This window comes from Gordonia soli NBRC 108243, assembly GCF_000334455.1.
GTDB lineage: Bacteria > Actinomycetota > Actinomycetes > Mycobacteriales > Mycobacteriaceae > Gordonia > Gordonia soli.
Window position 1 is genome coordinate 274,153 of sequence record NZ_BANX01000008.1, and the last position, 20,806, is coordinate 294,958.

Below are 20,806 nucleotides of genomic sequence, written 5' to 3' on the forward strand. Positions count from 1 at the left end.
TATCGATCGACAGGAATGATCTGGGCGAACCGTGTCCGACGTCTCGCCCGCGACACCACCGGTCGACTCAGCGGGTCGGCACCTCCCGGGTCAGCCGCGCGTGCCGCCGTAATACCGCCCGAGGAAGTCGTCGCGGTATGCCTCGTAATCGCCCTCGACGATCGCCTCCCGCGCGCGATCGACCATCGCGACGATGAACGCGACGTTGTGCAGGGTCGCGAGGGTCGACGCGAGTCCTTCCTTCGCCTTGAACAGGTGGTGCAGGTAGGCCCTCGAGTACTGCGACGTGTAGTTCTCGACCTCGCCGTCCAACGGCCGGAAGTCGTCCCGGTAGCGCGCGTTGGTGACGTTGTACCGACCGTCGAGCGAGTAGATGGCGCCGTTGCGCGCCACCCGCGTCGGCGACACACAGTCGAAGGTGTCGGCACCGTTCTCGATCGCGGTGAAGACGTCGTCGGGTTCGCTGATCCCCAGCAGGTGGCGGGGCTTGTCGTCGGGCAGCTCGTCGGTGACCCACCCGACGATGGTGCCCAGGTTGGACTTCTCCAGCGCGCCACCGATCCCGTATCCCCCGAACCCGCGTCCCCCCTCGGACTGGTCACGATCGCTGGCGGCGACGAGGTCACGAGAGGCCTGTCGCCGCAGGTCCTCGTAGTGGGCTCCCTGGATGACACCCCACAGCGACTGCTGCGGACGATGGGCACGTTCGAGGCTCAGCCGATTGTGTTCGGCGAGGCAGCGGATGGCCCAGAGTCGGGTTCGTTCGAGCGACGTCTCCTGATAGGCACGGGTGTTCATCAGTGTCGTCAGCTCGTCGAAGGCGAAGATGATGTCGGCGCCCAGCTGGTGCTGGATCTGCATGGACACCTCGGGGGTGAACCGGTGCGTCGACCCGTCGAGATGTGACTTGAAGGTCACCCCGTCGTCGTCGACGAGCGCGAGACGCTCCTTGCCCGGGGCGATGATCGAGTCGTCGGGTGAAGTCTTCTCGATCTCCATCGCGATGACCTTCTTGAAGCCGGCGCCGAGCGACATGACCTGGAACCCGCCACTGTCGGTGTAGGTGGGCCCGGGCCAGTTCATGAAGCGCCCGAGGCCGCCGGCCGCGTCGATGATCTCCGGCCCGGGCTGGAGGTAGAGGTGATAGGCGTTGGCCAGCACGGCCTGCGCGCCGAGCGCCGCGACCGACTCCGGGAGCACCGTCTTCACGGTCGCCTTGGTGCCCACCGGGACGAAGGCCGGCGTCTGGATCTCACCGTGCGGGGTGGAGATCGTCCCGGTCCGCCCACGCGTGCCGGGCAGCGTCGCGCCGACGGTGAAGCTGTGGTCGGGGGTCAGTCCGGTACTGCTGATCGTCACGTCGACATCTTCCCAGGTCCGCACGGCAGCGCCCAAAAGTGCGCGGTTCCGTGGGGACCGGTCGGTTCGCTACGGTGAAGCCATGCCGCCGCGTTCTCGTCCTGTCGTCCGTCGCGTCCTGCTCCTCGCACCGCTGGTCGCGGTGGCCCTCGCCGTGGTGCTGGTGGGTTGCGGGACCGAGCAGGAGTCGCCCGGCAGCGCCTCGTCGGCGTCGGTCGGGACGGTGTCGGAGAACCCGAGCGCATCGGTGGTCGGCGGGCCTCGACCCGCCACCCCGGTCTCCTCGGTGCCGCGCAGCACCCACATCCAGGGCACCGACTGCGGTGAGACCCGCGGACCCGACGGCGCGCTGGAGATCGTGGTCCTCGCCGGCGGCGTCGACTGCGGCACCGCCACGAAGATCGCCCAGGAGTACGGACCGAAGATCGCCACCGGTCAGCCGACGACCGTCTCCGGATGGCAGTGCGGACTCGCCGACACCGCGGGCGTTCTCGCGACATGCACCAAGGGCTCGGACCGCATCGGCTTTCTGCCCTGAGCGGTACCGCGCGGGTGCCCGGGCGCCCGAACACTTGACCCTGACGTGACGTCAGGCCGGAAGGTGGCCGATGTGAGCGAGACGAGACGTGCCGGAACAGGGCGCACCGTCGGTGACATCGCCCGGATGGTCGGGGTCAGTGTCCGCACGTTGCACCACTACGACCAGATCGGTCTGGTCATCCCGTCGCAGCGTTCGAACTCGGGGTACCGGTTGTACTCCGACGCCGACATGGAGCGCCTCCACCAGGTCCTGACCTATCGGGAACTGGGTTTCGTCCTCGAGCAGATCGCGACCCTGCTCGACGATCCGGACGCGGATGCCCTGGCGCATCTGCGATCTCAGCGAGAGCTGCTGACCGAGCGGATCGATCGCTTGCACCGGATGGTCGCAGCTGTGGAGGAGATGATGAACGCGAAGAAGGAAGGTATCCAGCTCACCGCCGAGGAACAGGTCGAGATCTTCGGCGACGACTGGCTCGGCGACGAGTACGCCGCCGAGGCACAGGAGCGATGGGGCGACACCGACGCCTGGGCGCAGAGCCAGGCACGGACCGCGACGTTCTCCAAGGACGACTGGAAGCGGATCGCCGCGGAGAACGAGGCCATGGAGCAACGGTTCGCCGATGCTCTGGCGGCCGGTGTGGTCGCGGGTTCGGCCGAGGCGAACGCGCTGGCCGAGGAACACCGTGCGTCGATCAACCGCTACTACGACTGCGGGCACGAGATGCAGGTGTGCCTCGGTGAGATGTACATCGCCGACCAGCGTTTCACCGAGCACTACGACGGCCGGGCACCTGGCCTGGCGCAGTTCGTGCGCGACATCATCGTCGCGAACGCGGAGCAGCAGGGCGTCGGTTAGCAGTCCCGCCGACGAACGTCGGTGACCCGTCGATCCCGTTCCCGCTCATCCGCCGGGTGAGCGGGAACGAATCGTTTCGGAGTCCCGAGCCCGGTCACCGCGGGATCGACTGGACGATCCGCGAGATCGACGCGGCCGCGGAACGGACCCGGTCGACCTTCTCGTCAAGCGCCTCGCCGTCGAACGCCTCGACCCGCCCACCGATGCTGATCGAGGCAACCACCGCGCCTGCGCGATCGAAGATCGGCGCCGCCACCGCTGCAACCCCCGCGAGATAATCGGCGTTGCTGATCGAGTACCCCGCCGCTCGGATCTCTTCGAGATGGGTGGCGAGGCGCGCGGTGTCGGTGATGGTCCGGTCGGTGAACGACGGCAGGACGTCGGCGAGCCAGCGACGACGGATCTCCTCGGAGTGGGCCAACATCACCGTGGGGCCCGCCGCGGCGTGGTACGGCATCACCGAACCGATCGAGATGCCCGCCACGACAAGGGGATTGCGCCCCTCGAGTTTGTCGATGCACACGGCCCCCTGCTCCGATGGCACCATCAGGTACGCGGTGTCACCGAAGGTGTTCGCCAGATCGACCATGTACGGCTGTGCCGCCGAACGGATGTCGAGTCGGACGAGTGCCGCCGACCCGACCTCGAAGGCCCGCATCGCGATCCGGTACCCGCCGTCGTCGTTCCGGTTCACCCACCCGGCATGGATCAGGGTCGCCATGAGGCGATGGACCGTCGTCTTGTTCATGCCGCTGGCCGCAGTCAGCTCGTTGAGCGTCCAGAACGGCCGATCGGTGCCGAAGTGCTCGAGCAGCGAGCACGCCTTGAGGACGGCGCCGACCACCTCGCGGTTCGACTGGCCCTCGGCCTCAGCGGGAACTCCCACAGGTACTCACTCACTTCCCGTGTCTACGCGCGATGGGTACCGACATCTTACGAACAGCTTCGGACCGACATCGCTTGACTTGTGACCCACGCCACCCTACCGTTCGTATCGAGATGCGAAACGCATTCCGCATAACGGAACGGAGTTGATCACATGGGCGCGCCCTCGCTCAAGGACCTCACATCGCGCGGCCTGGTCTATGCACCCGGCGTCTGGGACGGACTGACGGCCCGCCTCGCAGACCAAGCGGGTTTCAGCGCCTTGTGCGCATCCGGATTCGCGGTCTCGGCGGCCCTCGGCCTGCCGGACGCCGAGCTCTACACGATGTCGGAGAATCTGCAGGCAGTTCGCACGATCCACGCCGCATCGAAGCTGCCGCTGGTCGCCGACATCGATACCGGCTACGGCAATGCCGTCAATGCCGCCAGGACCGCGACCGCATTCGTCGACGCCGGCGTGCAGGGGATGTTCATGGAGGATCAGGTCTCGCCGAAGTCGTGCCCGATCTGCGTCGGGGACCCGGTCGACCTCATCACCGAAGAGGAGGCGACGGGCAAGATCCGTGCCGTTCGCGACTCGATCCCCGACGAGGTCCTCCTCGTGGCTCGGACCGACGCCCGCGGCGATGAGGCGCTGCACCGGGCCACCGCGTACGTCGACGCAGGCGCCGACATGATCATGCCGGTCACCAAGACCTTCACGACCGTCGACGAATGGGCACGGTGCCACGACGAGGTCGGGGTCCCGCTGATGGCCACCCTCACCGCATCGACCTGGACCGAACGCGAGTTCACCCCCGAGGTGCTCGATCAGATCGGGGTGCGGCTCGCATTGCTACCGACACAGATCCTGATGTCGGTCACCGGCGCTGCGCAGGAGACGTTGCGCAGGCTGGTCTCCGGAGAAGCACCGGCCGAGGTGAGCGCGGATGCGATGCCGCATCATGAGTTCGTCGACCTGATCGGCTTCGGAGAGGTCGAGGCCATGCAACGCAAGTATCTTCCGACCGAGCGGACCCGGTGAGCACGATGGGACACACGATCACCGAGAAGATCCTCGCCCGGACCGCCGGCCCGGCCCCCGCCCGCGCGGGCGAGAACCGCGCAGTCCGCGCCGGCGAGAACCACGCCGTTCGGCCCGCGCGGATGATCGCCTACGACTTCCCCGGCTACACCGATGTGATGTTCCGCCAGATGCGAGACGACTTCGGCATCACCGAACTGGACGACCCGAGCCGCTACGTCGTGTTCATCGACCACATGCTGACCAAGAACAACGAGCGCGAGACCGAGGTCCACCAGGTCACCCGTGACTGGTGTGAGTTCTACGGGATCGAATTGCACGAGGGTCAGGGCATCGGGCACCAGCTGACAGCCGAACTCGGCCTCGCGGTCCCGGGCGAGTTCCTCGTCCACTTCGACGGCCACATCAGCGGGATCGGTGCGTTCAACGCCCTCGGCTGGGGCATCCGGCGCGACCTGATCGAGGCGTGGGTGACCGGTCAGATCCATGTCGACATCCCCGCGACCACCCGTTTCGATCTCGTCGGCGAGTTCCCCGACGGCGTCGACAGTCGCGACCTGGTCCACACCATCATCGAGATGGTCGGTGCCGACGGCTGCGCCCATCAGGTCATGGAGTTCGGTGGCCCCGGTGCGCGCCAGATGAAGATCGACCACCGGCAGGGGTTGTGCGGGATGGCGATGTTCACCGGGGCGGTGTCCGCGATCTTCGAGCCGGACGAGGTCTCACTGGCCTATGTGCGGGACGTCGCCCGCACCGCATTCGAGCCGGTGCACCCCGATCCCGATGCCGACTATGCGGCGCGCTACACCATCGACCTGAGCACACTCGTCCCCAAGGTCGTCACGCCGGGGTCGGCGCGGGTCGCGAACACCACGACGGCACGCGATCTCGCCGGGACACCGATCACGCGGGCGTTCATCGGCTCGTGTGCGAGCGGTCGGATCGAGGACCTGCGGGCCGCCGCACTGGTGTTGGACGGCCGGACGATCGCGCCGACGGTGGAGCTCAACGTGGTCCCCACGTCGCGCGAAGTCCACGAACAGGCTGAGCGCGAAGGGATTCTCGACGTACTGCGATCGGCCGGTGCCACCATCGCGGTGTCCAGTTGCGACTTCTGCTTCGGTTACCAGCAGCCGCTGCAGTCGGGCGAGAACTGCATCTCCACCGGTGTGCTCAACATCTCGGGCCGCATGGGGAGCCCGGACGCCAACATCTACATGGGGTCCCCGTACACCGTCGCCGCGAGTGCACTGAGCGGCTCCATCGCGGAGTCCGCGCGATGAGCGCGTATCCGCCGCCGCCCGACCTCATCGAAGGTCGGGTCGCCTGGATCTTCGGCGACGACTTCGACATCGATCTCGTCGTCGGCGTCTCGAACATCAAGTCGTACGACGCCGATCATCTGCGGTCGGTGTGTATGGGTGCCTACGACCCGGACTTCGCCGATCGGGTGCGGCCCGGCGACATCATCGTCGGCGGACGCAATTTCGGGTACGGACATCCGCACTATCCACCGATGGTCGCCCTGCGCAATGCCGGGATCTCCGCCATCGTCGCGGAGTCGTTCTCGCCGGGCTTCTGGCGAGGAGAGACCTTCAACGGGATGCCACTGATCACCATCCCGGGGGTTTCGTCGACGGTGTCCACCGACGAAGCGATCTTGCTCGACTGGCGCACCGCCACGCTCCGAACCGCCGGTGGCGCCGAGATCGTCGGACACCCTCCGAATCCCCGGACCATCCAGATCATCGAAGCAGGTGGCTCGTACCAACTCCTGCTCACCGAACACTCACCCGCTCGACAAGGACAGACTCGATGACGAACGTGCAGCGCCCTCCCCAGATCGAGGGCTCCCCGTCCCCCTCGGCGACATCCCCTGCCTCTCCCGCGAAGTCGCCTGCGATGGCACGCCGCGCGGCGATCGCGGGCGGTGTCGGAACACTGATCGAGTACTACGACTTCGCGGTCTACGGCTTTCTCGCCGTCACGATCGCGCCGCTGTTCTTCCCGTCCGACAGTCCAGGGGTGTCGATCCTCGCCACCCTCGCGGTGTTCGGTGTCGCCTACGTCGCCCGGCCACTCGGAGGCATCTTCTTCGGTCGCCTCGGAGACCGTAAGGGGCGGCGGTCGGCGCTGGTGACGACTGTCGTCTGTATGGGTGTGGCGTGCGGTGTCCTCGGCCTGCTACCCACGCACTCGTCGATCGGCGTGGTCGCACCGATCCTCCTGGTGCTCGTCCGTCTCGCACAGGGCTTCTCGGCAGGAGGCGAGGTCGGCGGTGCGGCCACGTACATCGCGGAGTCGGCTCCGCACAATCGCCGCGGCTTCTTCGGTTCGTTCACCCCGATCGGATCCACCCTCGGGTTCGCGGTGGCCGCCGCGGTGGTAGGGCTGGTGGCGCTCTTCACCACCGACGAACAGATGTCCTCGTGGGGATGGCGCATCCCCTTCTTGCTGGCCTTGCCGCTCGCCTTCATCTGTCTGCGGGTGCGGCTGAAGCTCGAGGACACACCGGAGTTCGAGGAGATGGCCGAGAAGGAGCAGGTCGCCAAGAGCCCCCTGCTCGACGTGGTGCGCAACAACCCGCTGTCGGTGCTCAAGGTCGTCGGTGTCGCGATCGCGATGAACGGTTCCGGCTACATCGGTCTGACGTATTTCAGCGTCTATCTGATCAACGATCTGGGCTTCTCCAAGGAAGCGGTCTACTGGACGTCGGCGATCAGCATCGCGTTGGCCTGCGCAACATTCCCGATCAGTGGACTCATGACCGACCGATGGGGCCGCCGACCGGTACTCCTCGCCGGATACCTCGCGTATGTGGTGATCGCGTTGCCCGCCTTCATGATTCTCGGTGCCACCGGCAGCATCATCGTCGTCGGACTCGTCTACTTCGTCTACATGACGCTCAACGGTGTGGTCCAGGTGCCCGCGTTCCCGCTGTTCACCGAGCTCTTCCCGCGGGCCGTCCGCTACACGGGTGTCTCGCTGGGATTCAACATCGGCACCATCGCCGCAGGCGGTACAGCGCCGTATGTCGCTGCGCAACTGGTGGAATCGACGGGTAACAGCATGTCACCCGCGTACTGGGTCATCGGCGTGTGCGTGATCGGCGTCATCACCGTCCTGACGATCCGCGAGACCAGCCGGGACGCCCTACCCGCCTGATCGCCGGCCTCGGCCCCTCATCGCCACGAATCCACGTCGACGCTGCGCCTCAGCGCGCGGCGTCGACGGAGGTTCGCGCGAATCGAAGCACCTGGTCGAGCGCCTCGTCCCACGCGGCATGGCCCGCCGGCGAGCGGTCGAGCCGGTAGGTCACCGAGGTGCCGGCGCCGCGCAGGTCGTCGGCGAGACGTGCCGAGAACGGCGCCGGCGACACCGCATCGAACGCCTGCTGGTAGATCAGGACCGGGACCCCGTACCGGGCGACCGGCAGGCCCGAGTTGCGACGGATCGCGGCGAGCAGCGTCCCCTCGGACAGCGGGCGGCTCACCAGTTCACCCGGAGCGGCCGATCCGATGGCCTTGCCCAGGTCGAAGTAGTCCAATTTCTCGGCGAGCGCCAGCACCTCTGCGCCGCGCGGGCTCAGGTAGGTGTCCAACGGATAGTCCGGCTGTGCCGCACGGAAACCCGCGAGTACGTACGCGAGATAGACGGACAGATCGGGACTGGGGTTGACCGGCGCTGCAGGTGTCACCAGGGCGAGCTCGTCGGCGATCCCTGCCGGGACACCGCCGGCCGCCGACCCGGCCATCCTCAGTTCCGGGGCGTAGGTGCGCGCCATCGATGCTGCCGCAACACTCGCATGACCCCCTTGCGAGTAGCCGTTGGCCACCCAGATGCGCGACAGCGACGGATCGACCGACCTCGCAGCGCGGACGACATCGATCATCGCCGCACCTTCGCTCCGCGTGTTCAGGTAGGGGTGCACTCCCGGCGTCCCGATGCCGACGTATTCCGATGCGGCCACCGCGAACCCGGCGTCGAGCCATCGCGACAGGTACTGATCGCCGGTGTTGTCCTTGCCGACCCACCCGGTGTAGCTGACCACCTGGTCGCTGAGCCCGGCGGTGCCATGTCCGTATGACACCACCGGCCAACCGCCACGCGGCGGCGTGCCCTTCGGGACGTACAGCGTGCCGAGGCTCGTCGCTGCTCGGCCGTTCGGACCGGTCGTCGAGTACTCGAAGTGTCGGGCGCTGCTCGCCCGGGTCAGGACCAGTTCGGCGGGCAATGTCTCCACGCGGAGGACTGCACCGGGACGTGCCGTAGGGGTTGCCGAGATGCTCGTCGGTGTCGCCGATGCGACCGCCGGCACCGCCGCGGTGACGGTGATCCCGACGAGTACCGCAGCCACCGCGACACGGTGTCGACGCCGGATCACCCTGCGGACTGGGTCACTCGGACTCATCGACCATCACCCGCGATGCGGACCGGAGCAGCCGAGGTCCGGTGCGGCGCCGTCGAGGCACGACCCGATGTGGCGGCCCGGTTCGGCTTCACGGCACTGCTCGGAGTGGCGGCGCGGCTCGGCTTCGCGGGACTGCTGGGCGTGACGGCACGGCTCGGCTTCGCGGCGCTCGTGCGGCCCGCTGCCGATCCTCCGGCGCGTTGCACGGATTGCCCATCTCGGCTGTCCTTCTGTGCGCCGAGGCCGGTCCCGGATGTGTCGTCCTCGCGGAGGCACATCGAGCGGACGACGTTCTGGTAGACGATCAGTCCGTAGGTCAGCGGCAGGGAGAGCAATGCGCTGGCCAGTCGGACCGGTGTCACCGGCAGCGACGAGAGACCCAGCGGGGCCAACAGACTCGGCTCCAGCAGTCCACCGACCGTGCCGAACAGGAACTGTGCGAACGAGTACGTGTAATACGCGGCGGTGAGGGATTTGGTCACGGTCAGGTCCGCGAGCGGGATCATCTCACCGAAGTCGGCGCCCTCGTTCTTGTTGTGCGAGAGACCGAGGGCGATGCCCAGCGGCGCCCCGCCGACGATCGGGATGACACGTCCGACGATGGACGCCGCGAGTTCGGCCTGCGTGTAGTCGTAGGGGTCGGCCGGGATCAGGTTGTGCGGAACGCGGGTGGTGCGCAGCTGATGCATCAGGGTGCGCGTCTGGGCTTTGATGCGCTGCTTGGCCGCCGGGTTCGACGTCGTGCGGATCGCCTGATCAGAGGTGCGCTGCAGGACACGTTCCAGGGAGAACGATCCGATCGGTGCGCAGGTGTCGGAGTCGGCAAGTGCTAGCTGGTTCGCCGTCTCGGCGACGATCGCCGGGATCGGTATGTCATAGCGGACGGTGTCGCTGGGTCGCCCCGCCGAACGACGCTGCTCATCGGTGACCTGCACCAGACATTGGTCGATCAGCGCTGCGGAGATCCCGGCGTAGAGGAACTGGAGGCCGAGGGTGCCGCCGGCGACCACCAGGCTCAGGATCGAGCCGTACGTGACATAACCGGACAGGGCCTCGAGCGCGGTGCCGGTCAGCGGGCTGCCCAGCGGCGGGATGAGCCCGGATGCCAACGTTATCGGCGCGAACACCGTGACCGAGAGATAGAGCCACACCGTCTCGACCGCCTGGCTGACGGTGAGGTTCCCGACCGGGATCGCGTCGTGCTGACGCCCGTCGCGGATGTTCAGGAGCTGACTGACGATCCACTGCGACACCGAATCCCGATACAACACGGCGGGGTCGTCCTTGTCGGCACCACGGGTCATCGGGTGGTTGGAGACCGCCAGGCTGGAGACGTGCAGCCGCTTCATGTCGCGGTGTGCGGCGATCCGCGCCGACTGGGCGGTCGGGCGCAGCTGCGGCGGCAGCGACGGGAGGACCGACTCGAAGATCGAGTCGTACACCACCGACAAGGTGGCGAACTCGCCACTCACGCAGGTGGTGTCACGTCCCTCGTTGGCCTTGGGGGCCTTCAGCATCGGACGCTCCGCGGCGATGCGCTCGATCCGCTCGTCGACCGACTCGGCCTTCTCGTCCTTCGTGGACTTGTTGGTCGACTCCGCGACCGGCGTGGCTGCAGCGGGCCGGATCGGCCCGAGCACCTCCGCGGAGCCCGTAGCCCCGATGGTCGCCGCGACGATGGTGCCCAGTGTCAGCACCGCGGTCAGCTTCACGACCAGGTGTCGTCGTCGGCCGGCGGCGCGATGGCCAACCGGACTCATCGGCTCATCTGCCGTGTTCTGCGCAGCATCCACCGAGGTCTTCTGTTCCGCGGTCATCCCACCCCATCGATCGGGCACGGCGGTGGGATCGAGAACGAACCGGAACCTCGCCGAGCGTCATAACCGGGAACCCGATCGAGGTGTCGATCTGCCCGGGCGAGGTGAGATTAGCATAGCCTTAGCTCAGTCTGGAATGCCTGATTCTGCCGCCGGACTGTCGCGCTCGCCACAGTCGACCGGCTGTGACAGATCGCGTGCCGAGTCGACCGTTACGCGCCAGTGGTATGCGGTGACTCGGAGCGGACTCCGTTGTCGCACACTCCGAGTCACCGCAGGTCTGTCGCCCGGCTCAGGGCAGGACGATCGTCCCGTCGATGCGGCGGACGATGTCGAGCGGATTCGCCTCCTGCAATTCCGGCGGCAAGAGGGCGTCGGGAACGTCCTGATATGCGACCGCACGCAGGAACCGACCGATCGCCGACGCACCGACCGAGGTCGCCGCCGGATCGGTCGTCGACGGGTAGCCACCTCCGTGGTGCTGCGCCCACGTCACCGCCACACCCGTCGGGTACCCGTTCCACACCAGCCGACCGGACCTGGCGCGCAGCGCCTGCATCGCGCGGTCTCCGGCGGCGCCCGGCTGAGACTCTGCGGCGGTGGCGTGCACGGTGCCCGTCAAGCTGGGCGGCACCAGGTCCACCAGTTCGGCGAGCTCTCGATCCGACGAATAGGTGACCACGACCGTCGTCGGTCCGAAGCATTCCTCGAGAAGCCGCCCGGCACCGTTGGCGATGAGATCGTCTCCGTCGATGCGGAGGATCGTCGGCCCGACACCCAACTCGGAGTCGGCAGATCGATCGAGCAACGATGTGGCGATCTCACCCGCGCCGACCAGCTCCCCGACGGACGCGCGATAGCCGTCCAGCAACCGCGGCATCAACAGCGCCCCGGCCGGAACCGTCGAGGCCTCGTCGACCAGCCGTCGGATCAGTTCGTCGCCGGCATCTCCGTCCGGGACGAATGCGACGCCCGGCTTGGTGCAGAACTGTCCCTGCCCGAGGGTGAACGATCCCGCGAGGCCGGCGGCGATCTCCGCGCCCCGGTCCAGCGCAGCCCCGGGGGTGATGATCAGGGCGTTCAGACTGCCCAGTTCGCCGAAGAACCGGATCGGCGTGGGGCGGGCCGAAGCGATGTCGAACAGCGCACGGCCCCCGGGAACCGAACCCGTGAAACCTGCCGCCTCGATGTCCGGATGGGAGATCAGCGAGATGCCGGCGTCACGTCCGAAGACGAGCTGCACCACGTCCGGGGAGAACCCGGCGCTCTCGGCCGCCGCGCGCAGGATCTCTGCGGTGCGGGCCGAGGTCGCCGGATGTCCGTCGTGGACCTTCACCACGACGGCCGATCCCGCGGCGAGTGCGCTGGCGGTGTCGCCGCCACACACACTGAACGCGAACGGGAAGTTGCTGGCCGCGAATACCGCCACGGGTCCGATGGAGGTCAGATGCCGCCGCAGATCCGGCTTCGGGGGAGTCGCCGACGGCTCGGCATGATCGATCGTCGCTTGCGCGTACCAACCGTCGACGAGCACCGCGACGAAGTGTCGTAACTGTCCCGAGCTCCGGGCGACCTCGCCGGCGAGACGTGCTGCGCCGAGTGCGGTCTCGACGTCGGCGAGGCTGACGAGCTCGTCCACCGAATCGTCGAGAGCATCGGCGAGTGCGGTCAGCAACTCGATCCGTCGATCGCGACCGGCATCACGGAGTTGCCGGGACGCAACCACTGCGCGCTGGACCGTCTCGTCGACATCGTCGGCGGTCGTGACGGGTGCTACGTGTCCGTTGTCAGCACCGGTTCGTGCTGCAACGCTGCGGATCTCGGTGACGAGAGTCGATGTCATTGATGCTCCTCGAACTGTTCGCGCGGTCAGCCGGCCTTGACGATCTCGTGGAACGATCGGAGCGGCAGCAACTTCTCGAAGTCATACTCGACCCCGACGCCCGGCCCGGTGGGCACGGCCAGGGTGCCCGTGGCCGAGATCGAGTCGACATGGTCGGAATAGTTGGTGTAGATCTCGGGCGACGGATCCAGCCCAGCGGGCGAGACATTCGCGACCTCGTACAGCGTGGTCTGCTGCATGGCGGCGATCAGATGCCGATGGACCGGGCTCGGCGCATGCATCTCGGTGGTGACGCCCAACGATTCGCCGAAGTGGATCGTCTTGAGCGCACCGGTGATGCCCAGGTCGTAGTGCACGTCGACGCGCAGCAGATCGGTCCCCCCGGCGAGCAGGAAGTCGGCCTTCGCTTCCGGACCCGCGACATGCTCCGTCTGCAGGATCGGGATGTTCAGCGCCTCACGCAGCTTGCGATGCTGGAAGGCTCCGAGGCCGGTTGGCCGGATCGGGTCTTCGTACCAGCGGAATCCGGATTCCTCACAAGCTTTTCCGACGAAGATCGCGTCGCTGAGCGAGTCGAACACGCACGCCGGGTCGAGCATGAGTTCGACGCGTTCACCCAGCTTCTCACGCATGTTCGCGACGTTGGCAGCCTCCTGCCACTTGTCGCCTTTGTGCCACGAATGCATCTTGAAACCACGGAAGCCCTTCTCCTGCAGACTCAGGAAGAAGTCCGCGACCGCGTCCTGATCGGAGAGGTTGCCCAGGACATCACCGTTGTGGCATGAGGCGTATGCCGAAACCTCGGTCCGATCACCGCCGAGCAGTTGGGTCAACGAGACGTTCTGCGCCTTAGCTGCGAGGTCCCACAGGGCGACGTCGAGGAACGAGAGACCGTACGAATGGGCGGGCCGTGCAGCACGACGAACGGCCCGGAAGATCGCCTCACGTTCATGCCACCGGTGGCCGACCGCGACCCGCGCTGCCGAGACAGCCTGCGGCACAGCCGCGGACACTGACCAGAAGGCGTAGTTGCCCTCGAGGCCGTCTTCGGTGAACACCTGGACCATGAGCACCTGCCTGGGCGAGGTGACACCGGGCGCGTAGGTGAACGAACCGCCGTAGGTGTCGTCGTCGTAGTTGTGCGCGAAGTTCTCCACGGGCAGGTCGAATGTGCTGACTTCGATCCGGTCGATGAGGCTCATCGGGACTCCATTCTCATATCTGATATCTCAGCGCTCGGCGACAAAGGGCCGTCCGAGACGTGGTTCGTGTTCTAGCTGGGCCAGAGGGAGTCGAAGCGGGCGCGGAACGACTCGATGTGATCTCGCACCAGCGTTGCGGCGAGGTCGGCGTCGCCGTCAGCGGCAGCGTCGAGGATCGCCCGGTGTTCGCCCCACTCCTTCTCCCAGCTGTTCTTCTCGTCCCATCCGGCGATGCTGACCAGTGCCATCCGGTCACGGAGGCCGTCGAGGGTCTCGATCATCACGGCGTTTCCGCAGTTGCGGTACATCTCCGCGTGGAATCGACGGTTGAGCACGCTGAGCTTCGCGCGCGCACGCTCCCCCGCGACGATCGCCGCCTCGTTGAGCAACTCGGCGGCGGCACCGAACGTGTACCGCGACCGGGTCACCGACAAGTGCACGGCCGCCGGCTCCAACAGGGAGCGGACGCCGATGACGTCATCGGCCAGCTGACGCGTCGGGATGCGGACCGTCGCACCCTTGTACGGCTCGAAGACCACCAGGCCGGAGCCCGACAACAGCTTCAGCGCTTCGCGCACCGGGGTCTTGGACACCCCGTACTGCCTGGCCAGCTCCGCCTCCACGAGTGGCTGGCCCGGTGCGTAGTCGCGAGCGAGGACGCCCTCCCTGATCTGGGCGAGCACCCATTCGATACGCGACGCGGGGGCGTCGAGGTTCTGAACTGTCATCATCTCCACCTACCCGGGACCGTGTGGCCGGCCTTGCGGGAAATCTACCAATTCACGCGATCAGGCGGGTTGCGCCTCGATGAGGTCACGGGATTGCCCGGACTCCACGAGGCCCCATTCGGCGAGCATCGCCGTGACCGCCCGACGATCCTCGTCGTCGAGGGTGCTGATCGGCGCCCGTACTGCTCGATCACACAGACCGAGCTGGTGCAGGGCCTCTTTCACGACCGAGACATTGAGGGCGTTGTTGTCGCGGGCCCGCAGATCCTCGAATGCGCGGATCGACTTCCAGATCGACAGGGCACCAGCCCAATCGCTGTCGCGCAATGCCTGCAGGTATGCGAGTGACACGTCGGGGACCACGTTGGCGAGACCGGAGGTGAACCCGGTCGCGGTCGCGGCGAAACCCGACGCCGCGTACGACTCTGCCAGCCCCGCGATCCACACCAGATCAGCATCGCCGGCATCGGCGATCGCAGATGCGAATCCGACCGGGTCGGGAAGCGCGTACTTCACGCCGATGAAGTTGTCGACCGCGTCGGCCAGCCGGCCGATGGTGCTGCCGTCGATTGCGAGGTTCTTCACGTACGTCACGAGACCGAGCTCAGGAACCGCGGTGGCGATGGCGGCGTGGTAGTCGATCCACCCGGCTCGGGTGATGTACGGATGCACCGGTTGGTGGACCATCACCGCGTGGGCACCCGCCGACCGCGCGTAGCGCGCTTCGTCGATCGCATCCGCCAGGGCGCCACCCACTCCGACCAGAACCGCCGCCTGGCCGGAGCTGATCATCGCGAGATCGACACAGCGGGACCGCTCCTCACGCGTGAGCGAGTAGTACTCGCCGGTGTTGCCGTTCGGGGTGATCACCGGGATACCCGCATCGGCCATCCGCCGGTTGATCGCAATCAGGGCGGGCTCGTCGATTGTGCCGGTGGCAGCGAACGGGGTGACCGGGATCGATACCACCCCGGCAAGCCGTCTACGCACCTCGTCCAGCGTCATATGTCCTCCTTTTGCGACTGCGTCAGCACATACAGACCGTCAAAGCGATCCGCGTCACAGCGATCATATCTCATATCTTTTCAACGTCAAGCGCGTTAGTTGACTGACCAGAAGGTGTTGACATTCACGCGCGGACGATCGTAGTGTCCCCAGTCACAGTCGTAGTACACGATATATGACCTGCCTCGAACGCTCGGGGCGCTACCGTTCAGGCAAGGATGTGAGCAATGTCGTCACCAGACATCGTCAGTACGAACCCGGTCCTCGACCGGGCGATGAAGAAGGCCTATTCACGCATAGTGCCCCTCATCATGATCATGTTCGTCTTGAACTACATCGACCGCGTGAACATCGGGTTCGCGAAGCATGAGCTCGAGCTCCACGCCGGGATCACCGCGGGCGCCTACGGGCTGGGCGCCGGCCTGTTCTTCATCACGTATGCGATCTTCGAAGTCCCCAGCAACGCTCTTCTCGAACGATTCGGCGCGAAAGCGTGGCTGACCCGGATCATGATCACGTGGGGCATCGTGTCGGGCGCGATGATGTTCGTCCAGAACACCTGGATGTTCTACGGACTCCGACTCCTGCTCGGCGTGGCCGAGGCAGGCTTCTTCGCCGGCGTGCTGCTGTACTTCACCTACTGGTTCCCGGACCGCTTCCGCGGCCGCGCGAATTCGAGCCTCTACATCGGTTCCGTGATCGGCGCCGTCATCGCTGCGCCGGTGTCCGGCATCTTCCTCAGTGTCGACAACTTCGCCGGGCTCTACGGGTGGCAGTGGATGTTCCTGGTCGAGGGCGGCGCATCGGTGATCGTCGGTTTCATCATCTGGTTCTTCCTCGTCTCCAAGCCACACCAGGCCAAGTGGCTCTCCGCCGAGGAGAAGCAGGCGATCGCCGCCGAGCTCGAGACCGAGGCCGCGACCAAGCGCGCTGCGACCGGCACGACCGAGCCGCCGTCGCGTTGGCGGATGCTCCTCGATCCCCAGGTGTCGTTGTTCTGTGCAGTCATGTTCGCCGCGCAGGTGGCCAACTACGGCATCACCTTCTGGCTACCGTCTGTGGTGCGGAGTCTGGGTGATCTGTCCGAACTGCAGATCGGTGTCATCGCCGGAATCCCTTACGCGCTTGCCGGAGTCGGTGTCTTCGTCGCTGCTCGCTTCTCCGATCGCACCGGACTTCGCCGGACGACCTTGGCCATCGGATTCGTGGCCGCGGCGGTCGGAGCGCTGGTCACCGCCGTCGCCTCCCCCATCGGCATGATCATCGGCCTGTGCCTGGCGACCATCGGCTTCAAGGTCGCGGCCGGATCGTTCTACGCGATCCCGCAGAAGTACCTGGACATCCGCTTGCTGGCACCGGGCCTGGCGTTGATCAACTCGATCGGAAACCTCGGCGGATTCGTGGCGCCGAACGTTCTCGGTGCAGTAGAGGAGCGAACCGGGGATCCCGCCGCAGGATTCCTCTTCATAGCCGCGGTGAGTGCGCTCGCGATCGTCGGCGTCTGGCGGATGCGGAGCACGCCGAAGAACCAGTTCGGCATCCCCGACTCGCCGGCGGACGTGGGCCCGACACCCGCGACCTCGCCGACCGCCACCGTCACCCGCAACTGAATCCTCTCGAGCTCGATTCCCTACCGGCGGGTCGTCGCGACACTACGGTCGTGACGACCCGCCGGTCGTCACGCGAACGGTCCACAGCATTCCGAGGAGGCATCCGCATGCCGATCACCGACGTCGACCTCGCCCACCTCCGACGCTGTGCCGACCTCGCCGAGGAGGCACTGCGCGACGGCGACGAGCCGTTCGGGTCGCTGCTGGTCCACCGCGGCGACGTCGTGTTCGAGGACCGTAATCGCGTCAAAGACGGTGATGCGACGCAGCATCCGGAGTTCGCCATCGCACGATGGGCGGTCGGCCGCCTGTCCCCTCGCGAACGCGCCGAGGCCACGGTCTACACGTCGGGCGAGCACTGCCCGATGTGCTCGGCCGCCCACGGCTGGGTCGGCCTCGGTCGGATCGTGTACGCGGCCTCCAGCGCACAGTTGGTCGATTGGCTGGCCGAATGGGGCGTCGACCCCGCACCTGTTGCGCCGCTGCCGATCACCGATGTCGTGCCGGACGCAGTCGTCGACGGTCCGGCCGAGGAGCTGGCCGATCGAATGCGGGAGTTGCATCGGGGTCGGTTCCGGTAGTCGGTCGAGGTCTGCTGGGACTTGAGGCCACTGCAGGGACGTCGGTCCACTGATGTGACGACCGTTCACGAATGTGACATCTGTTGCGCCACAAACGATCCGCCGTCTATAGTTGTTGATATAGAACACGTGTTCGATTACACTTTGAGGCATGATCGACGCACGCACCATCTCGAGCTTCGTCAGAGCCCTGAGCGAGGACGCCGATGGCGGCGGTCACGCCGCTGACGCCATCGAGATACTTCGGCTGATCCTGTTGGCGCGCAACCTCATCGAGCATCACACAGTCGCGGCAGTCATGTCGCTGTCGCTGGCACACACAGCCGCCGACCAGGGGCGCACGATGCGAGAGCTGTTGATCGAGCTCGGTTGCGCACCCGCCGTCGCCCAGCGTCTCGTCCGACTGGCGGACCGCTGTGTCCGCGACCCGTGGTTCGCCACCGAGCTGACGGACGGGAGGATGCCGGCGGAGCACGCTGACGCCATCGCGCGGGGAATGGCGCAGATCGAGGATCGGACGACGGAACCGCTCGCCGATTCCGAGCGTCATAATGCCATGAGTTCACTGCTCGCTCAGCTACATTCCGGGGCCACTCCGGCTCAGATCACCGCACACGCCAGGCAGATCGGCAACGAATTGTCGGCAATGCAAGCAGAGGTGCTGCCGACGCCCAGTGAGGACCGGTCGCTGAACGAACTCGGAATCGTGCAGACGCCAGACGGCCGGTTGCGGCTCCAGGCCGACCTGGACATCGTGGTCGGAGAGAAGATGGTGGCTGCGCTCGACAGGCTGAGCACACCTCGACCCGAGCCCGACGGATCACGGTACCGGCGCCCATTTGCCCGCCGGCGCGCCGACGCCCTCGACACTCTGCTCGATCTGGCCGCTGATCACGACGGCAGCACGTCGATGACCCCGAGAGTCTCAGTGGCTCTGACCATCCCATCCGACACGCCGGAACGATCCGCCCTCGCGTTCCTGGGGCCCGTGTCGATCGAGTCCGTCACGCAGTTGACCTGTGACGCTGAGTGGACACCGATGATCCTCGATTCCGAGAAGGTGCCGCTCGACGTCGGTCGGCGCCGGCGACTCTTCACCGCCGCCCAGCGTAAGGCGCTACTCCGGAGGGACGAGTGCTGTGTGAAGTGCGGCGCTCCGGCGTCGTGGACGCAGGCTCACCACATCGTGCACTGGGCGGACGGCGGCGCGACCGACCTCGACAACGGATGCCTGTTGTGCACGTCATGCCACGACGCCGTGCACAACGCGGGCTGGGAGGTCGTCCTGGGTGCCGATCGACATCCATGGCTCGTTCCGCCCGTCACCGTCGACGCACGACGGCGACCACGACCGGCCTACAACCGCCGGACCATGACCTATGACGATGCGCCCGCCGACAACCTGGCCCCTGCGGCCTGAATCGACGAGCCCCACCGATCTTCCCAGCACCCGGCACGGCCGGGACCGCACGAGATCCTTGACAACTCCACAGTGTGAGCAGTTGCGACGTCAGCCGAGTAGCGCCTGTGCGACCCTCTCGAGTGCTGCGACTCGGCTTCCCTTGACCAGCACGGCATCTCCGTCGCCCAGGTCACCAAGAGCCTCGACAGCGGCATCGATCCCGTCGACGTGACGGGCGGCCGAACCGTAGGTCGGCTCCGTCACCGCGATCACCTCGATGCCGAGTTCGACGGCCTCACGGGCGATCTCGGCATGCGCCTCTGCGGAGTCGACGCCGAGTTCGGCCATCGTGCCCAGCACAGCGACCCTTCGCCGTGCCGACAGCGCGGCCAGCGAACGCAGGGCTGCGGCCATCGAGGTGGGATTTGCGTTGTAGGCGTCGTTGATGACGGTCACGCCATCAGCGGAGGTGGCGAGCTCCATCCGCAGGCCGGACAGTTCCGCCGCGGTCATCCCCTCGGCGATGTCCTCGACCGACACACCCAGTCCGCCACCAGCGGCAGCGGCAGCGAGCGCGTTGGGAACCTGGTGCTCGCCCCGTGCACCGAGCCGGAGGTCGGTGGAACCCCACGGGGTGTGCAGACGGAAAGAGGCACGGAGCTGGTCGTCGATGACGATGTCGGAGGCGTGTACGTCGGAGTTCGATGTGAGTCCGTACCGAAGGACCCGTGCGGATGTCCGATCGGCCATCGCGGCGACATGGTGATGGTCGGCGTTCAGCACGGCGATGCCGTCGGTGGGGAGCGACTCGACGAGTTCGCCCTTCGCGCGAGCGACCGACTCGATGTCACCGAACAATTCGAGATGCACACCCTCGACCCGCGTGATCACACCGACCGTCGGCGAGGCGATGCGGCACAGGAGGTCGATGTGTCCGATCCCTCGGGCACCCATCTCCAGCACGACTGCCTCGACGTCATCCGGGGCACCGGCCAAGGTCAGGGGGAGGCCGAGTTCGTTGTTGAAGGACTTCTCGCTCGCCGCGGTCCGGTAGGTGGTCCGCAGAACGCCTGCGAGCAGATCCTTGGTCGACGTCTTACCGACCGAGCCGGTGATGCCGACCACTCGTGGCGGAACGCGGCGACGAACCGCGCGCCCCAGGTCGGCGAGCGCCAGAGCGGTGTCGCGGACCCGGATCGCCGTCGAGGCAGTCGGGGTCGATCCGGTCGCATCGTCGCGCGAGGTCAGGTAGGCCGCCGCGCCGCCGTCCAGGGCGGACGGGATGTAGTCGTGCCCGTCCCGCTCGGCGACGATCGGCACGAACAACTGACCTGGCTGCACGGACCGGGAGTCGATGCTCGCTCCCTCGATCTCGACATCGGGTCCGACCAACTCGCCACCGACGGCCGTGGCCACCTCACTCGCTCTGAAATGCACACCTGAACGCTACAAGGCGCGGGTTCGGGCCCGGTCCCCACCGCGACGAGCATTGCGGCCTGACGCCCGGGGCTGGGACGGACCTCCGCGGTGCGCCCGG

At 66.8% G+C, this 20,806-nt stretch carries 18 protein-coding genes; 9 read left to right on the forward strand and 9 right to left on the reverse strand.

The window, feature by feature from the left end:
* Positions 1 to 90 precede the first annotated feature (90 nt).
* Complete coding sequence (gene tgt, locus GS4_RS07290) at positions 91 to 1,353, reverse strand: tRNA guanosine(34) transglycosylase Tgt (protein ID WP_040509863.1); 1,263 nt, start codon at positions 1,351 to 1,353, stop codon at positions 91 to 93.
* An 88-nt stretch (positions 1,354 to 1,441) separates the two neighbouring features.
* Here tgt and GS4_RS07295 point away from each other — a divergent pair, with 88 nt between their 5' ends.
* Positions 1,442 to 1,897, forward strand: a complete 456-nt coding sequence (locus GS4_RS07295; RefSeq protein WP_007619062.1) for a hypothetical protein — start codon at positions 1,442 to 1,444, stop codon at positions 1,895 to 1,897.
* A gap of 72 nt (positions 1,898 to 1,969) precedes the next feature.
* A complete protein-coding gene (locus tag GS4_RS07300; RefSeq protein ID WP_007619064.1) occupies positions 1,970 to 2,758 on the forward strand; it encodes a MerR family transcriptional regulator in 789 nt (262 codons plus the stop codon).
* Positions 2,759 to 2,852: 94 nt separating this feature from the next.
* On the opposite strand, the gene GS4_RS07305 is transcribed toward GS4_RS07300, so the two are convergent.
* Positions 2,853 to 3,644: an IclR family transcriptional regulator gene (locus GS4_RS07305; protein ID WP_007619066.1), complete on the reverse strand. Its 792-nt coding sequence runs from the start codon at positions 3,642 to 3,644 to the stop codon at positions 2,853 to 2,855.
* Positions 3,645 to 3,797: 153 nt separating this feature from the next.
* Here GS4_RS07305 and GS4_RS07310 point away from each other — a divergent pair, with 153 nt between their 5' ends.
* The 4 genes from GS4_RS07310 to GS4_RS07325 are packed head-to-tail and all read left to right on the forward strand — an operon-like array spanning position 3,798 to position 7,835.
* Positions 3,798 to 4,667, forward strand: coding sequence for an isocitrate lyase/PEP mutase family protein (locus tag GS4_RS07310; RefSeq protein ID WP_007619068.1), 870 nt, complete (start codon positions 3,798 to 3,800; stop codon positions 4,665 to 4,667).
* A gap of 5 nt (positions 4,668 to 4,672) precedes the next feature.
* Positions 4,673 to 5,953, forward strand: a complete 1,281-nt coding sequence (locus GS4_RS07315) for a 3-isopropylmalate dehydratase large subunit (RefSeq protein ID WP_007619075.1) — start codon at positions 4,673 to 4,675, stop codon at positions 5,951 to 5,953.
* A complete protein-coding gene (locus tag GS4_RS07320; protein WP_007619077.1) occupies positions 5,950 to 6,489 on the forward strand; it encodes a 3-isopropylmalate dehydratase small subunit in 540 nt (179 codons plus the stop codon). Before GS4_RS07315 ends, GS4_RS07320 begins: the two co-directional genes overlap by 4 nt.
* Positions 6,486 to 7,835, forward strand: coding sequence for an MFS transporter (locus tag GS4_RS07325; protein ID WP_007619078.1), 1,350 nt, complete (start codon positions 6,486 to 6,488; stop codon positions 7,833 to 7,835). Before GS4_RS07320 ends, GS4_RS07325 begins: the two co-directional genes overlap by 4 nt.
* A 49-nt stretch (positions 7,836 to 7,884) precedes the next feature.
* On the opposite strand, the gene GS4_RS07330 is transcribed toward GS4_RS07325, so the two are convergent.
* From GS4_RS07330 to GS4_RS07355, 6 genes are all read right to left on the reverse strand, one after another.
* A complete protein-coding gene (locus GS4_RS07330) occupies positions 7,885 to 9,027 on the reverse strand; it encodes a lipase family protein (RefSeq protein ID WP_157226537.1) in 1,143 nt (380 codons plus the stop codon).
* Between the two features lie 50 nt (positions 9,028 to 9,077).
* On the reverse strand, positions 9,078 to 10,898 hold the full coding sequence (locus GS4_RS07335; protein ID WP_245555584.1) for a hypothetical protein: 1,821 nt from the start codon (positions 10,896 to 10,898) through the stop codon (positions 9,078 to 9,080).
* Between the two features lie 292 nt (positions 10,899 to 11,190).
* A complete protein-coding gene (locus GS4_RS07340) occupies positions 11,191 to 12,741 on the reverse strand; it encodes an aldehyde dehydrogenase (NADP(+)) (RefSeq protein WP_007619084.1) in 1,551 nt (516 codons plus the stop codon).
* Between the two features lie 26 nt (positions 12,742 to 12,767).
* Complete coding sequence (locus GS4_RS07345; protein ID WP_007619086.1) at positions 12,768 to 13,943, reverse strand: enolase C-terminal domain-like protein; 1,176 nt, start codon at positions 13,941 to 13,943, stop codon at positions 12,768 to 12,770.
* A gap of 71 nt (positions 13,944 to 14,014) precedes the next feature.
* The gene (locus tag GS4_RS07350; RefSeq protein WP_157226538.1) at positions 14,015 to 14,671 is read right to left on the reverse strand and encodes a GntR family transcriptional regulator; all 657 of its coding nucleotides are present in this window, start codon (positions 14,669 to 14,671) and stop codon (positions 14,015 to 14,017) included.
* 60 nt (positions 14,672 to 14,731) lie between these two features.
* The gene (locus GS4_RS07355; RefSeq protein WP_007619091.1) at positions 14,732 to 15,676 is read right to left on the reverse strand and encodes a dihydrodipicolinate synthase family protein; all 945 of its coding nucleotides are present in this window, start codon (positions 15,674 to 15,676) and stop codon (positions 14,732 to 14,734) included.
* A gap of 227 nt (positions 15,677 to 15,903) precedes the next feature.
* On the opposite strand from GS4_RS07355, the gene GS4_RS07360 reads away from it, so the two are divergent.
* The 3 genes from GS4_RS07360 (at position 15,904) to GS4_RS07370 (ending at position 19,287) form a co-directional block, all read left to right on the forward strand.
* A complete protein-coding gene (locus GS4_RS07360; RefSeq protein WP_007619092.1) occupies positions 15,904 to 17,286 on the forward strand; it encodes an MFS transporter in 1,383 nt (460 codons plus the stop codon).
* A gap of 107 nt (positions 17,287 to 17,393) precedes the next feature.
* Positions 17,394 to 17,867 carry a nucleoside deaminase gene (locus GS4_RS07365; protein ID WP_007619093.1) on the forward strand — a complete coding sequence of 158 codons (474 nt, stop codon included), beginning with the start codon at positions 17,394 to 17,396 and terminating at the stop codon, positions 17,865 to 17,867.
* Between the two features lie 151 nt (positions 17,868 to 18,018).
* A complete protein-coding gene (locus GS4_RS07370; protein ID WP_007619098.1) occupies positions 18,019 to 19,287 on the forward strand; it encodes an HNH endonuclease in 1,269 nt (422 codons plus the stop codon).
* Between the two features lie 90 nt (positions 19,288 to 19,377).
* On the opposite strand, the gene GS4_RS07375 is transcribed toward GS4_RS07370, so the two are convergent.
* Positions 19,378 to 20,706: a UDP-N-acetylmuramoyl-tripeptide--D-alanyl-D-alanine ligase gene (locus GS4_RS07375; RefSeq protein ID WP_040509769.1), complete on the reverse strand. Its 1,329-nt coding sequence runs from the start codon at positions 20,704 to 20,706 to the stop codon at positions 19,378 to 19,380.
* Positions 20,707 to 20,806 lie beyond the last annotated feature (100 nt).

Bases quoted from the DNA above. Each gene is read 5' to 3' on its own strand.
- GS4_RS07365 (WP_007619093.1), top strand. From the start codon at position 17,394: ATGCCGATCACCGACGTCGACCTCGCCCACCTCCGACGCTGTGCCGAC.
- GS4_RS07310 (WP_007619068.1), top strand. From the start codon at position 3,798: ATGGGCGCGCCCTCGCTCAAGGACCTCACATCGCGCGGCCTGGTCTAT.
- GS4_RS07320 (WP_007619077.1), top strand. From the start codon at position 5,950: ATGAGCGCGTATCCGCCGCCGCCCGACCTCATCGAAGGTCGGGTCGCC.
- GS4_RS07325 (WP_007619078.1), top strand. From the start codon at position 6,486: ATGACGAACGTGCAGCGCCCTCCCCAGATCGAGGGCTCCCCGTCCCCC.
- GS4_RS07355 (WP_007619091.1), bottom strand. From the start codon at position 15,676: ATGACGCTGGACGAGGTGCGTAGACGGCTTGCCGGGGTGGTATCGATC.
- GS4_RS07345 (WP_007619086.1), bottom strand. From the start codon at position 13,943: ATGAGCCTCATCGACCGGATCGAAGTCAGCACATTCGACCTGCCCGTG.
- GS4_RS07335 (WP_245555584.1), bottom strand. From the start codon at position 10,898: ATGACCGCGGAACAGAAGACCTCGGTGGATGCTGCGCAGAACACGGCA.
- GS4_RS07295 (WP_007619062.1), top strand. From the start codon at position 1,442: ATGCCGCCGCGTTCTCGTCCTGTCGTCCGTCGCGTCCTGCTCCTCGCA.
- GS4_RS07315 (WP_007619075.1), top strand. From the start codon at position 4,673: ATGGGACACACGATCACCGAGAAGATCCTCGCCCGGACCGCCGGCCCG.
- GS4_RS07350 (WP_157226538.1), bottom strand. From the start codon at position 14,671: ATGACAGTTCAGAACCTCGACGCCCCCGCGTCGCGTATCGAATGGGTG.
- GS4_RS07360 (WP_007619092.1), top strand. From the start codon at position 15,904: ATGTCGTCACCAGACATCGTCAGTACGAACCCGGTCCTCGACCGGGCG.
- GS4_RS07340 (WP_007619084.1), bottom strand. From the start codon at position 12,741: ATGACATCGACTCTCGTCACCGAGATCCGCAGCGTTGCAGCACGAACC.
- GS4_RS07370 (WP_007619098.1), top strand. From the start codon at position 18,019: ATGATCGACGCACGCACCATCTCGAGCTTCGTCAGAGCCCTGAGCGAG.